We start from the raw sequence: 13,731 nt of genomic DNA on the forward strand, positions 1-13,731 counted from the left end.
AGATCGCTTAATTGGTTAACGGTGGATTGCTATTAACTGCTAATTTTCGCAGAAATTGCTTTAAAAAAGCCCATCGGCAAAACAAATTCTTCTCGCGGGCCTTCGCTGGGCGGATTCCAACTCAGGTCATCTGGATCTAATGTGACTCGCTGTGCAGTTACCGCAGCAATCCAGCCAATCAATTCGATTTCCTCGTGCAAAGCAGATCTGGCTGCATGTTGTAGTCGCTCAAATGCAGCGGTACCAGCGGCCTCATCTTCCCCGCCAACGATGATGACCGCTAATGGTTCATCGACCTGGAAAATAGCCATTTGCCTTAACATCACTAAGGCTTTAGTAAGCGATGCTTGATCACCAGCGGTTACTAAAATCCGCTGAATATTGCTGCCATAAAACGCCACAATTTGCGCTTGTGGATCAATCGTGGGAAAGATGACATAGTCAATGCCCATCTCTTCTTGAACAAGTCGCACATCTAACTGGGGATATTTTGCAAAGCGATGCTCAACTTCAGATCGCAGCTTGGTACTAGTGGCATACCAAAGATATTCATCAATCTGACGAATACTGCGAGATAAAGGAACTGCGTTATTAAAAACTTGGCCCAAATCATACCGTGTGGGATATAAAAATCCAGACATCGTCTTACGCTGCGCAAGGGGGATTTCATCAACCAGTAAAACATGGTTATTGTGTTGCTTCAGACTTTGGGCGGTGCCATGGCCTAAATGGATTGTGCTATCTGCATCTAGAGTGCTTGCAATGCAAATAACGCGACACAGCTCTGCGCCAAAGATATTGCGTAGCCCTTCAGCCTGATCGTTACCACTCACTGCTGTGCTCATGAATTGACTTTGCGAATCCAGTCGCCTAGGTGATCGGACAAAATAGCGGGAACTTGTTCGTCAGTGATGGAAAACGTTTCAGAAAAAGCACGCATTGCCATCGCGCGGTGACTCAGATAATTAATATCAGGCAGACTTAAATCTTCGGGCACCCGCTGACCATTTGAAACAAACAAAATCGACAAATCATGACGGATAACGCTGTCAATGACTGGCGCTAAGTGAGCTGCTTCATCAATTTTGGTAATGATGACAGAGTCTAATTTATTGTTGTGGCTATTTTGCATTGCTTGGTTATGCAAATTAATCACCTCTTCTTGGGTGCGTAAATCGGTAGTAGAGCTCATTACCAAAATCCGTTTTGCACGATCTGATCCATTTTGGAGAAGTTGGCATTGCTCAACCATCAGAGTATCCCGCTGACTTACACCAGCGGTATCTAACAAAATAATTTTGCGGTTAGAGAATTCTTTAATCTTGGCTGCTAAATCTTCACTATCCCGTAGTGCCGTAACAGACAGACCTAAAATTTTTGCATAGGTCTTGAGTTGTTCTTGAGCTCCAATTCGGTAGGTATCAGTGGTGAGTAGTGCCACTTGGTTACGGCCATAACGCAGGACACAACGCGCTGCAATCTTGGCAACAGTCGTGGTTTTACCCACGCCAGTCGGACCAATAAAGGCAAAGACACCACCCCGATCAAAAATATCAAACGCCCGAGAAGTTTTGATTAAGCACTTGACTTGTTCACGCGCGTTTTTTATAAGCTGTTGGGTATTAAAGTCATCTGGTAAATTACGCGCAATTTGAGCGCACAGTTTCGGGGAAAAACCACTATTGATTAAGTGCTTCACAATCTCGGTTACGTGGGAACTTTCTTGTTGTATGTTGCCCCATAAGTTGCCAGCTACATGAGATTGCAGCAAATACTTTACTTCACTAATTTCAGCGAGTAGTTGCTCTACTTTTGGAGAGCTTGCCGCTGCAGGTAATGATGGGGCGCTAACTGCAGATGCGGAATCAGTGCTGATACTTGCCAAGCTTGAGGGCGTAGCACTGGTAGTACTGGAAACTGGGATTTGATTGGCAATCGGAGCCGGATTGAGTGCCGCTTTAGCATCTGCTTTTGCTTCTGCAAAGGCAATTGCATCTTGTTTCTTTTTGGCACTGACGGCGGCGCTAGCGCTAGCGCTAAAAAAAGCATCGTTATTCGATGGATTAATGACGCTTGCATCTCCGCGACGGATACGTTCAGCGCCATTAAAAGAAGTGGGTATAAAAGTTTCTGAGCCCGGAGCTCTGACTGAGCGCTCTGAGCGATCAGCACGTTCAACTCTAGCAGGATTGCGACGCAAAGACCCTAAGGGCAAGTCTGCGCTAAAAGGATTGCGAGCGCTTGGCGGTGCAATGGCACGATCAAAGCTAGAGCCGAAGTTGCTGCCTGAGTTACTGCCTAAGTTGCTGCGTCCAATCGGTCTGTTTGAGGTGTAATTTGGGGAGTAGCTCACTGCTTTTTTTGCGCTCATGCTGCTAGCAACTGAGGGGTCTGAAAGTGAAGCAAGGTCTTTAGAACTAATGGCAACGATTTCTACGCCATGGTCGATATCTGTAGTGGAGATCACCATGGCATCGGGGCCCATACGGGTGCGTATCAGCTTTAAGGCTTCTGCTGAACTTGGGGCGGTAAATTTTTGGGGGCCCATGGCGTTGCTCCAAATAGGGTGGCTCATGATATTTTAAGGGGTTTTGCCCGTTTGGGAGCAAAGTACTTTATAGAATTCAAGGTTGGATGTCGGTGGTAACTCACTTAGGGCCAAAACAATCGCTTGGGGGCAAACTCTTCTGGCAATCCGAGATAGCGTCATGCGGGTGCGGGTGCCACTGACAATGACTGGAGGCAGATTTTGACTCTCTAATTCTTGAACTCCGCTAATGACCTCTTCACCAAACATCCGGGCCAAAGAGGGCTCAATTAGACCATCGGGTGCAATGGCACCTTGACCAATCGATTGCTCAATTAAGCGTTCAAACTCTGGCTGAATACCGAGTACTTGGTAGGAGTTGCCTTCACCGAGCGAGTCCTGAACAATAGTGCGTCTTAGCGCATAGCGAATGTGGGGCAATACCTCCAGTGGATCACCTAGCTTAGCGGCAAACTCACTAGCGACTTCTAAGATGGTGCGCATATCTTTAATCGGAATGCTTTCATCAAGCAACAACTGTAAGAGGCGTTGCAACTGTGCAAGACTCACAATTTTGGGAATCACATCTTCCACTAGCTTGGGATAACTCATCTTAAAGTGGTCTACCAAATCTTGCGTTTCTTGGCGACCCAACAACTCACCGGCATATTGATGAATTAAATGATCTAAATGGGTAGTGATCACAACTGCTGGCTCTACTACGGTATAGCCTTTAGCAATCGCTTCGTCTCGCAGACTACGCTCAATCCATACTGCCGGCATACCGAAAGTAGGATCTTTTACGTCTAGTCCCGGCAAGGCTTCATTGCCGCTTTGCTGGATAGCCAGCAAGCGATCGGGCAGGCATTGACCACGACCCACCTCGGCACCATAGAGCAAGATACGGTAGGTTTCTGCATTGAGTTGCAAGTTATCGCGAATATGCACTGATGGAATTAAAAAACCCACCTGAGTAACAAACTTGCGCCGGATCGCCCGAATTCGCTTGATCAAATCACTCTCATCACCTTTATCTACGAGTGGAATGAGTCGATAGGCAAGCTCCAAAGACAGGGGCTCGACAATCGGAACATCTTTCCATTCAAGCTCTTGGTTTATCTCGGGAGGTTGTGAGGCCGCAAGTTCAGCTGCCTTAGCATTACGATCGATCTTTTGATAAGCTAAATAGGCCAAGCCGCCAAAAAGGCAAGCAAAGCCTAAAAAGATAAAGTGGGGCATCCCAGGCAGAATACCCAAGATCCCCAGTACCGCTGCCACCACGCCCAGGGCGCTACTGTTTGCTTCAAATTGCTTAGAGACCTGCCCAGAAAAGTCATCTTCAGTGGCAACCCGGGTAACCAAAATACCGGCCGCAGTAGAAATAATGAGCGCAGGGATTTGCGCAACTAGGCCGTCACCAATGGTCAGAGCAGCAAAGGTAGCTAAGGCTTTGCCAAAATCCATATTGTGTTGCAAGACCCCAATGAGCAAACCACCAATGAGGTTGATGACCAAAATCATGATGCCGGCCATGGCATCACCCCTAACGAACTTAGAGGCACCATCCATGGAGCCAAAAAAGTCTGCCTCTTGAGCCACATCGGCGCGACGCGATTTTGCCTCTTCTTGTTGAATTAGACCTGCATTGAGATCCGCGTCAATCGCCATTTGTTTGCCAGGCATTGAATCTAAGGCAAAACGAGCAGAAACTTCGGCAACTCGGCCTGAACCCTTGGTGATCACCACAAAGTTAATAATGGTGATCACAATAAAAATCACAATACCGACTGCAAAATTACCGCCAATTAAGAATACGCCAAAGGCCTCAATCACTTTTCCAGCAGCGTCTGTTCCCTTATAGCCCTCCATGAGTACGATTCTGGTGGAAGCTACGTTCAATGACAGGCGCAGCAAGGTGGTGAGGAGCAACACCGTTGGGAAGGCAACAAAGTCTTTAAAGGTCTTAATATTGATCGCCGTAAATAGAACGATGATCGATAGCGCAATATTGAAAGTAAACAGAACATCGAGCAAGATAGCTGGTAGCGGCACCAACATCATCACTAAGACGAGCAAGACTAAGATCGGGATAGCGCCTTGCGCTGATGGCCTTACTTTGCTGAGGTCAACACCTAAGATCTTCATATCTTAATTAGGTAGAGATAAACAGGAGTAAAAGAAGCCTTCAAAAAATTACCTTAAGGATAATAAAAGCACTACAAAACTTATAAAAACACTATATATGGTAGAAAAGGAAATATTTGCCACTAAATATACCCCATTCGCACTAAAAATAGGGGTAAAAAAAGCCCCAAAAGTGTGAAAAAGGCAAAAATTTCCGCATGAGCAGAAGTCATGCGCCAGGATGGGCTAAATTGAGCGTCTAAAGTGCTTGGCGCTCAAAAAATAAGCACAATTAGAGTGCGCGATAGAGTTTGCGCATATTTTGAATTTTCCAGAATTGTTGCTCTGCAGCATCATAGGCTTTGGTGAAATCGCCCTTGATCGCTTTTTCAAAAATAATCAGGCAGCGGTGCGCATGCACGTGTTTTTGCAAGGTGGCCAGCGTTAAAAAATAGAATGCTTTGTCATAATCTTGGGTGATAGCAGTGCCTTTTTCGTATAAAGTACCCAAGTTATAGGCGGCTACTCGGCTGCCCCCATTGGCTCCCACAGTGAGCAATTCAACACCTCTAGGGATATCTTTTGGCACCCCATGGTCAGCGCCTGAACCGAATACGTATATATTGCCCAGATTGCAATAGGCATCCAAAACTTCATCTTTGATGGCTTTTTCATAATAATGAACCGCTGTCTTGATATTACGAGCGATGTCGCCTATACCCAATTCGTATAAAAGGCCTACATTGAAGTTGGCATAGCCATTACTCTCACGACTGTTGGAATTGAGCCATTCAAATAGCTTATTGACCTGTTCAGGGTTTAATTGCCCATCAAAGCACATTCTGGTCAGGGCAAAAGAAGCTTCTTCGTCGGCCTCGTTGACTGCAATGTCAAAAAAAACCTCAAAAGCAGCCTCGTAGCGACCGCGCTCCAGGTTAGAAACACCAGCTTGTAAACGGGGATTGTCAAATTGCATGGCAAAAATACTTTCAAAAACAGTAGGAAATTGGCTCTAGAGCGAATAAAAGGAAATGCTATTTTAGGGTCTAAATAGCCGATGTACATCATCTTTTTCAAGTCCATTTGCACAGATTTAGCATCAACTCAAGGCAAATGGGGGTGGTCTTCGGGTAATAGGACACTTTTTAATATATTAATTTTTATTAATAAAATCAATGACTTATATTTTTAAATCATGCAAAAGGAATTCAAAGTGAAGTTTATCTAAACGCTTAGGTAGGCATCTCCGTAATAGGTTAGGCAAGGGGCGCTAATGTTAATAGCCCTGAAAATTTTAGGAGAAAACGATGTCAACCGTTATCAATACAAACATGGCTTCTGTGTATGCCCAAAACAATTTGAGCGCTGCTCAATCTAAATTGGCTACATCTGTACAACGACTCTCATCTGGTGTGCGTATCAATAGCGCAAAAGACGACTCTGCTGGTTTAGCAATTAGTATGGGTATGTCTTCACAAATCGCTGGTCTTGAGCAAGCGAACCATAATTTAAGTGACATTATCGGTATGGCGCAAGTAGCTGAAACCGCGCTATCTACGATTCAAGATATGCTGTTGCGTATGAAAACTTTGGGTACTGAGTTTGGTAACAATGCTCTAAGTACAGATCAAAAAACAGCGATCACTACTGAAGCGCAATCTATTAAAGATCAAGTTGATTTGACTATTCGTGAAGCAGTTTATAACGGCGTTAACCTACTTGATACCAGCGGTTCAACTACCTATGATATTCAGTCTGGCGTTGATGTTGGTACTACAATTTCATTTACTGTAGCCAACGCTACTGTTGACACCACTGCTACAGACTTCTCAGTAGTCGATGCTGACCTACTGCGTATCTCTAACGAGCGTGCAAAGATGGGTGCTCTAGTAGGTCGTGCTACTTATTCTTCACAAAACCTCATGGCGCAAAGTGCCAATATGCAAAATGCGCGTTCAGCGATTGTGGATACTGACTTTGCCTCTGAGACAGCACAATTGACCAAGGGTCAGATCATGCAACAGGCCGCTACAGCGATGTTGGCTCAAGCAAATCAAATGCCTAACGTCATCTTGTCATTATTGAAATAAGCGGTTATCTTAAGTAGAAGTCGGCCCATCGGCCGATTTCTGACTTTAGATTAAGGGAGTAGGAAATGGGAGAAATTACTAGTAAATCTGCTGCATCAGTCATTCCATCTGGCTCTGCACAACTTAATCAACCTCCAGGTATGGGTACGGTAGTAAGTGCTCGCACTAATACAGATGCTCAAGCTGTTTCCGCTGCAGCTAGCGTGGAATTCAAACCTTCCAATATTCAACAAATCACTCAGCAATCCCGCCAAGCAGTCGAAGCCGCTGCCCAGCAAATGCAAAGTTTTGTTAGCTCCATGGGACGCAATTTGGACTTTTCGATTGACGGCTCGACTGGCTACCATGTGGTTCGCGTAACCAACCCGAGCACTGGCGAAGTGATCAGACAGATGCCCTCTGAAGAAGTCTTGAGATTGGCACACAGTTTTGATCAGATTTCAGCTCTGATTCATCAAAAGGCCTAAATCTAGCCAAAGCTTCTAAGTTGGCATGAAAATTGCTTTCTTAATAATGCAGTTCGTCTTAAGAAACGCATTTTTTAAATAGGCATTTATGGCGATTTCCTCCACATCCTCAAGCACTAGCTCTGGTACTGCCAGTATCGATGTGGCTAGTATTGTCTCGCAGTTAATGGCGACTGAAAATAAGCCGATGACAGCGCTGAAGGATAAAATCGCTAGCAAGACTACGCTTATTAGCGATTTAGGCACATTAAAGAGTAAGGTAGCTAGTTTCCAAACAGCATTAGAAAGTTTGCAGGATCCAGCTGCTATGTCGGCAGCAGTTGCCTCCAGTTCAGACGAAACCATCGTCAAGATTACGAATTCAACTGGCGCAATTCAAGGGCGGCACGATATATTAGTGAGTCAAGTCGCTCAGCCCGCTCAGATCACTTTTGATCAGTTTGGCTCCAGTACCGCCAATGCGGGATTGGCTGCGGGTGATGCATTTTCGATCACCATTGGCTCAAGGTTATATACCTACACGCCACCAACAGGCGTAACTTTGGCCACCACCACGATTGATAATCTGAAAAATTGGGTCAATGCCCTTGGTGATAATCTCAGTGCCAGCATTGTTCCAACGTCAGGAAGCAATTACGCCCTAAAAATCCAGGGAACCCAGCCGGGCACTGATAATGCGATCTCTTATTCGCATACATCCTCGGGAGCGGCGGTCAATGGCCTAGGATCCCCAACGGTTGCCCCCACCATTGTGGCTGCTCAAAATGCCGCCTTTACGCTAGACGGCGTTTCTTACACTAGACGTACAAATACCATTACCGATGCCCTATCAGGTGTCACCATTAATTTAGTTAAGGCCGATACGGCACATCAAAGTATTAGCGTAGATAAGGGGGAAGATCAGGCCCCACAAGTAATGCAAGGTCTTGTGGATGCTTTTAATGACTTGGTCACCACTGCTAAAAAATTAAGCGTAAGAGCAAGCTCTGCTAATGGCGTCAAAACTGATGGCTCATTAGCCGGCTCACCAACAGCTTTAAATTTTTTAAATCAAATTAAGTCGATGTTGAATGGCGATATTCATTACACTTTGGCTGGCAATCCAGGCACGATTAGTATGGGTGAGCTAGGTTTTGAAATGAAATACGATGGCACGGCAAAATTTAATGCAACAACTTTTAAAGAAGTGAGTAACGCGTCAGCAATTTTAGCCTCGGGAATTAAGGTTGGTTATCAAACCTATGTAGTAAGGGATCCTGAGACTGGGGTAGAAATCAGTAAAAACACCACTAACGTTACTTTAAATTCTTATCTCACCTCCTTATTGAAGGTCACTACATCAACGACTGATGCAGGCACCCAGACATTAGCCGGCGCTTTTGATCAGATGATTAAGAACGAGCAAAGTAATATAGATAATATGAACAAAAAAGAACGTGCCTTGCAACTTCAATTAGATCAAAAGCAGAGAAGCTACATTAGCCAATACTCCGCTTTAAATGAATTATTGTTTAAATTAAGTAATACTAGTAACTCGCTAACAAATGCATTAAGCGGTTTAACAAACGGTCAAAATAATAATTGATGACTTCTAATAACTTAGTTTGGATATCTGAATAATGTCAAGAAAAGCAGCCTATAGATACGCAGAAAACGAGACGATGACTGCAGTCTTGGGTGGCGACGCTCGTGAACTCATTGTGTTAATTCATCAACGCATCTTTGATCATTTAAAACTCGCTAAGCAAGAACTTGAAAAAGGTAAATTAGGAATTGAGTACTTTATTAAAGCCAGTGATTTAATTCAGCAGGGCTTGCTGGGTTGCTTGGATTACGAAAAAGGTAAAGATGTGGCCCATAATCTGAGCGCCATATACGTATGGTCTATGCAAGAACTATTAAACGCCAGAGTGGGTCGTTCACCAGAAAAGGTACAAGACGTCATTAATACGCTGACCCCACTATATGAGGCTTGGATTGAGCTTTCTCCAAATAGTGTCAGCCTCAGTCAAGCGGGTTAGAATCGAGTCATCTATTCTTATATAGAATTTAGCCTAGCAAGCTTTCAGGCGTTGATCGCTGAATAGTGTATTTAGTAAGGGAGGTAGCGTGCCAATACCAATTCCTTCAAACCTCTCCATCAGCCCAATGGTGGACGTCCGTAAAAACGACCTAGTTACCCCACCAACTGCCCCATCAGTGATTGAAAGTTTGAATGCGATAGATCCGCGGATTGCGCTGAATATGCCCATGCCAGTAGGGGATTCAGCCGCAGGAAATGCAGTCAGAACTGCTTTGCAAAATGGTAATTTGGCAGAATTAAAAACAATGCTCGAGTCTGGCGAGCCCAGTGTTCAACAAGCAGTTTTATTGGAAATTTCCAATCTATCCTCGGGTAAATCTGATTTGCCGGCCAAGCTCACTCAGGCAAATTTAAATAACCTGGTATCTGAGAATTTAAGCAAGATGGATAGCTTAGGAAGCGCCGCCTTAGGTCAGTTGCTATCTGATATCTTAGTTGCTGATACGCCAGAATCAGTGCCAATCTCTCGCCAGCAAGCGAGTTTAAATCCATCAAATAATGTGGTGGTGAGCTGGCCAGCAATCGATGTAAATCACCTTAATGCCCAAGATCCTAAGATAGTGTTAGGTGCCCTGTACCAAAGCTTACAAGCTTCTGGCATTTTTGCGGCTGACCAGTTAAAGAGGGTGCTATTTCCTGCGGGTAACTCTGATGACGTTAGTAATTCTTTTGCGCCAAGTGGTGATCATCAGCAAGCTAGTGAGCTCATGGCCCAATTATCAAATAATGCGCCGATAGTTCAAGATTCAGTACGATTACTTTTGCGTGGCGACTTGTTATGGCAAGGTCAATTGATGCCTAATGTACAAGGTCGTTTATACCGTGAAGATGCTTGGCGATCAGACCCTAGTCAGCCAAATCAATTAGAAAAAGGCTCTCGTATTACCTTAGAAGTGGGCTTACCCAATCTTGGCCCTTTAAAAATTATTGGCACTCAGTTTGGAGAAAGCCTACAGTTGGCCATTCAGGCTGATTCTTCGGCCCAAGCAAGTCTGTCAAAGGCTTTTCCGAATTTAGAGGAGCAGCTGCATGCGCATATTGATCCCGAAACTCGGGTTAGTCTGGGTCAAATCGAGACATCAATCTGATGGAAGAAAAAAAGACGCTGAAGGCAGTTGCACTCAAGTATGAGATGAATAGTGCTGCTCCCCGTATTACGGGACAAGGCGAAGGTTTCATTGCTGAAGCCATTTTGGCGAAAGCCAAGGAAATGGGAATTCCGACCAAAATTGAGCCTGAATTAGTAGAGTTCTTAATGCAACTCAAATTAAATGAGCTAGTACCCCCAAAACTGTACGCTGCGGTCGCAGAAGTGCTTGCCTGGGCTTATGAGTTAGATGGTAAAACGCTCGAGAGACCTGCAAAAGATTAATCGCTCTGAAGCGAAATCTTAGACTTGTAGATTGGTGACTTCTTTGTAGGCGTCAACTAGTTTATTTCGAACTGCGATCATGCCTTGCAGCGAAAGGTTGGCTTTTTGCAAAGAGACGATCACATCTTCCAATGAGGTATCGGACGCACCGGTAGAAAATGATTGGGCTTTTGCTTGGGCGCTATTTTGCGCCGTATTGACATTCTCTATGGCATTTTTCAAAATAGCAGAAAAGTCAACTCCATTGGCGCCTTGAGTATCTGTAGCGACAGGTTTACCACTAGCAGCAGCAGCAAGCGCTTGCATCCGGGTAATCATGGCATCTACGTTTGGAGTACTCATAGTCATATTATCCAACAAAATCAATCATTAATAAAGCCAGACTCTTTATAAGATTTCAGCTTGTAGCGTAGTGCTCTTGCTGAAATCCCTAGTATTTCCACTGCCTTGGTTCTATTGCCATCTACTTTGGCCAAAACTTTCAGAATGTGTTCACGCTCTACTGAATCAATATCTTGTCCAGTTTCATCATTAATAGATGCAATATTTGTGCCACTTTTTGGGGCATCTATAGCGCTATCCAAAGCTGCATTTAAAGCCTCATGGGCCACTGGTGGCGTATCTATAGGGGCACTTTTTGCCATTTCTAAAGAATGAATACTCATATCTTCTAGCTCTAAGTCTTCTGCCAAGATTTGGTCACCATCTGCTAGTAATACGGCTCTTTGGACAATATTCTCTAGTTCCCGAACATTTCCTGGCCAAGAATAGGTTTGCAGTAGTTTTTTTGCCCCTTCGCTCAAGGTGAGCTGATCTCGACCAATATTGAGGCGATAGCGGGATAAAAAGAAATCAGCCAGCGGCAAGATATCCAGTGGGCGCTTAGAAAGCTCGGCTACATGGATGGGGAATACGGCTAATCGAAAGTAAAGGTCTTCTCGAAACTTGCCACTTTTAACTTGCTCTTGGAGGTTGCGATTGGTAGCCGCAATTACTCTAACATCTGCTTGAATTAATTCGGTAGAGCCAATCCGCTCTACCATTTTGTCTTGTAGTACCCGCAGTAACTTCGCTTGTAAAGAGGCTGGCATTTCACCAATCTCATCTAAAAAAAGTGTGCCTTTATGGGCTTGCTCAAATTTACCAGTTTGAGCTTTGGTGGCACCAGTAAAGGAGCCTTTTTCATGCCCGAACAAAATGGACTCAAGTAAGGTGTCTGGAATCGCTGCGCAGTTAATCGCTACGTAAGGGCCTTTTACTCTTTTTGAATGCAGATGGATGTGACGTGCTACTAACTCTTTACCAACTCCAGACTGGCCGGTTACCAAGACGCTTGTATCTGTTGCTGCCACTCTCTCGCAGCGAGCAAACGTAGCAATAGTTTCAGGGTCAGCTGCAATTAATTGATGCTCGGGCGCGCGTATTTCTGAGCCAACTAGTGGCGCGTCCTTAGCAGGAGCCACATTGGTATTTACCTTAATCGACTCAGGTTGATGGCGCGCAATGATGTCAATGAGTTGTTGCGGCACAAAGGGCTTAATTAAAAAATCCCTTGCTCCAGCACGCAGGGCTTCTACAGCCAACTTGGCATCTGCAAAAGCAGTCATGATCACTACCGGAAGATCAGGACATTCTTTTTGCGCGATCTTGAGTAAATCTAATCCCGTCATTCCGGGTAATTTGTAATCCGTTACTAAAACTGTTTTCAGATCTGGGCGCAATAAGGGGATGACTGTCTCTGCTCTTTGGTGAGTCACAAAGTCGATCATATTCATCCGCAAAGTAACGGCAATCGCCTCTCTGAGGTCATCATCATCTTCGATCAAAATCACGGGAAATGGCTGTGGGTCGCTGGCATGCATAAGGGTTTTCTGACTTAATGATTTAAAGAGGGTTGGGCATAAGGTAGGTTGATCTGGAAGATGGCACCTTGTTTAGAGTTCTCAGCGCTGATGCTGCCGCGAAAGCTCTCAATCGTATTTTTTGCAATCGAAAGACCAAGTCCAGTGCCATTAGCGCTGGTAGTAGAAAAGGGCTCAAATAGGGATTTGAGCATTTCTTTGGCGATGCCTGGGCCTTGATCAGAAATCGTAATGGTTAGCGTTTGTTGATTACTTGTCGCTAGCATTCTGACTGTTTGATTGGCTTTAGAAACAGCTAAAGCATTTTCGAGAATGGCAACAATGGCATTGGAGATCGCTTTGGGCTCTACCAATAAGTTTCCGTTATTTATATTGTTGGCTGTGAGGGATAGTTTGACTTGCTTGGCTTCAAAGAGAAACTGAATGCTTGCTTGTGCGTCTTCAATAATTTGGACCGGATTTACCAGCTTAGTCTTATTGGGCTTATTCGAAATAAAGCGCAGCATATCTTGCGAGAGCTTTTCTAAATCCAATAATTGTTTACGCAGGCGATCAGCAAATTCCTTAGAGGTGTCAGCGTTGATCTGCCCGTCACAAAGATGCGATGCATATAGCAGGGCGGTTGCCAGAGGCGTTCTAAATTGATGGGCTATACCAGCAGCCATACGACCCATCGCTGCTAATCGATTTTCTCGTTGCGTCTCTTCGTGACGCAAAATGTTGGTAGTGATGTCTTGGATCTGAATAAAGCTACGTGGGCCTTCGTTGATCCGAACGACTTGCACAGTTTTTTGAATGCGTTTTTGACCGTCCTTTTGGGTAATGAGATATTCCCCCGGCGTGATAGAAGCTTGCCAATCGCTTGGAATTTCAAAAGTGGCCCCAGGTTTTAATTGGGGCAGAAAGATCAGCACAGCAGGGTTATGTAATAAAACGACTTCATTTTCCAGCAAGATAACCCCTGCTGGAATGGCGTTTAAGAGAATCGCCAAGCGTTGGTTGGATTTTTGGAGCTCGCTACTGAGTTGATTAATCTTTTCTTGAAGCGCAGTTTGTTGAGCTTCCAGTTTTTGGGATTCCGCATAAAAAATTGCAAAAGCCTCCTCGAGATGCTTGGTAGCATCTAATGAATCTTGCGGAGAGGGTAACTTGTCGGTTTTTGTGCTCAAGTAACGATTTTTTTAAGGGGTGTGGTTTAGAGGCAAT

Annotated in this window: 13 protein-coding genes; 6 read left to right on the top strand and 7 right to left on the bottom strand. The window is 44.6% G+C overall.

Annotated features, from left to right (window positions below; all coding sequences use genetic code 11):
• Nucleotides 1-32: 32 nt before the first annotated feature.
• The 4 genes from ICN22_RS08375 to ICN22_RS08390 form a co-directional block, all read right to left on the bottom strand.
• A complete protein-coding gene (locus ICN22_RS08375; protein ID WP_216170074.1) occupies nucleotides 33-845 on the bottom strand; it encodes a P-loop NTPase family protein in 813 nt (270 codons plus the stop codon).
• The gene (flhF, locus tag ICN22_RS08380) at nucleotides 842-2,548 is read right to left on the bottom strand and encodes a flagellar biosynthesis GTPase FlhF (RefSeq protein ID WP_216170077.1); all 1,707 of its coding nucleotides are present in this window, start codon (nucleotides 2,546-2,548) and stop codon (nucleotides 842-844) included. Before flhF ends, ICN22_RS08375 begins: the two co-directional genes overlap by 4 nt.
• Before the next feature lie 33 nt (nucleotides 2,549-2,581).
• The gene (gene flhA, locus ICN22_RS08385; RefSeq protein WP_216170079.1) at nucleotides 2,582-4,672 is read right to left on the bottom strand and encodes a flagellar biosynthesis protein FlhA; all 2,091 of its coding nucleotides are present in this window, start codon (nucleotides 4,670-4,672) and stop codon (nucleotides 2,582-2,584) included.
• A gap of 271 nt (nucleotides 4,673-4,943) precedes the next feature.
• The gene (locus ICN22_RS08390; RefSeq protein WP_215329082.1) at nucleotides 4,944-5,627 is read right to left on the bottom strand and encodes a tetratricopeptide repeat protein; all 684 of its coding nucleotides are present in this window, start codon (nucleotides 5,625-5,627) and stop codon (nucleotides 4,944-4,946) included.
• 331 nt (nucleotides 5,628-5,958) lie between these two features.
• Here ICN22_RS08390 and ICN22_RS08395 point away from each other — a divergent pair, with 331 nt between their 5' ends.
• From ICN22_RS08395 to ICN22_RS08420, 6 genes are all read left to right on the top strand, one after another.
• A complete protein-coding gene (locus tag ICN22_RS08395; RefSeq protein WP_215329091.1) occupies nucleotides 5,959-6,741 on the top strand; it encodes a flagellin in 783 nt (260 codons plus the stop codon).
• 65 nt (nucleotides 6,742-6,806) lie between these two features.
• Nucleotides 6,807-7,208 carry a flagellar protein FlaG gene (locus tag ICN22_RS08400; RefSeq protein WP_215329093.1) on the top strand — a complete coding sequence of 134 codons (402 nt, stop codon included), beginning with the start codon at nucleotides 6,807-6,809 and terminating at the stop codon, nucleotides 7,206-7,208.
• 88 nt (nucleotides 7,209-7,296) lie between these two features.
• On the top strand, nucleotides 7,297-8,793 hold the full coding sequence (gene fliD / locus ICN22_RS08405) for a flagellar filament capping protein FliD (RefSeq protein ID WP_216170081.1): 1,497 nt from the start codon (nucleotides 7,297-7,299) through the stop codon (nucleotides 8,791-8,793).
• 34 nt (nucleotides 8,794-8,827) lie between these two features.
• A complete protein-coding gene (locus ICN22_RS08410) occupies nucleotides 8,828-9,229 on the top strand; it encodes a flagellar export chaperone FliS (RefSeq protein ID WP_216170083.1) in 402 nt (133 codons plus the stop codon).
• A gap of 88 nt (nucleotides 9,230-9,317) precedes the next feature.
• Nucleotides 9,318-10,379: a hypothetical protein gene (locus tag ICN22_RS08415; protein WP_216170085.1), complete on the top strand. Its 1,062-nt coding sequence runs from the start codon at nucleotides 9,318-9,320 to the stop codon at nucleotides 10,377-10,379.
• On the top strand, nucleotides 10,379-10,663 hold the full coding sequence (locus ICN22_RS08420; RefSeq protein ID WP_216170092.1) for an EscU/YscU/HrcU family type III secretion system export apparatus switch protein: 285 nt from the start codon (nucleotides 10,379-10,381) through the stop codon (nucleotides 10,661-10,663). The genes ICN22_RS08415 and ICN22_RS08420 overlap by 1 nt, the downstream gene beginning before the upstream one ends.
• Nucleotides 10,664-10,681: 18 nt before the next feature.
• Here ICN22_RS08420 and fliE read toward each other — a convergent pair whose 3' ends face one another.
• Genes fliE through ICN22_RS08435 form a run of 3 tightly spaced genes read right to left on the bottom strand, consistent with a single transcriptional unit; the run spans nucleotide 10,682 to nucleotide 13,694 of the window.
• Nucleotides 10,682-11,005, bottom strand: coding sequence for a flagellar hook-basal body complex protein FliE (gene fliE / locus ICN22_RS08425; RefSeq protein WP_216170094.1), 324 nt, complete (start codon nucleotides 11,003-11,005; stop codon nucleotides 10,682-10,684).
• A gap of 20 nt (nucleotides 11,006-11,025) precedes the next feature.
• Nucleotides 11,026-12,525 carry a sigma-54-dependent transcriptional regulator gene (locus ICN22_RS08430; protein WP_216170096.1) on the bottom strand — a complete coding sequence of 500 codons (1,500 nt, stop codon included), beginning with the start codon at nucleotides 12,523-12,525 and terminating at the stop codon, nucleotides 11,026-11,028.
• 14 nt (nucleotides 12,526-12,539) lie between these two features.
• Complete coding sequence (locus ICN22_RS08435) at nucleotides 12,540-13,694, bottom strand: sensor histidine kinase (protein ID WP_216170098.1); 1,155 nt, start codon at nucleotides 13,692-13,694, stop codon at nucleotides 12,540-12,542.
• Between the last annotated feature and the right edge of the window lie 37 nt (nucleotides 13,695-13,731).

Source organism: Polynucleobacter bastaniensis, assembly GCF_018882205.1.
Lineage (GTDB): Bacteria > Pseudomonadota > Gammaproteobacteria > Burkholderiales > Burkholderiaceae > Polynucleobacter > Polynucleobacter bastaniensis.